Genomic DNA, 218 nt, shown 5'->3' on the forward strand with positions numbered 1-218 from the left:
CAGACTGGTGGTTAATTGACGCTCACAATTTTTCCAAAGTCGCCGACAATTCTCTAGCCAACTAAAAGATCGTTCGACTACCCAACGTTGGGGCATGACTTCGAATCGATGCAACTCATTGCGCTTCGCAACCTGCACGGTTGCGTTTAAATTACTGGCTATATCGAGCTGAAAATTAACGCCTGAATAACCACCATCAACTAAGACATTTTGAACCT

At 44.0% G+C, this 218-nt stretch carries 1 protein-coding gene; it reads right to left on the minus strand.

Annotated elements, in window-relative coordinates; genetic code table 11:
* Positions 1–218 (minus strand): transposase (locus IV54_RS11615; RefSeq protein ID WP_237756712.1); only part of this gene is annotated, 218 nt, incomplete at both ends.

This window comes from Levilactobacillus paucivorans, from assembly GCF_001437125.1.
GTDB lineage: Bacteria > Bacillota > Bacilli > Lactobacillales > Lactobacillaceae > Levilactobacillus > Levilactobacillus paucivorans.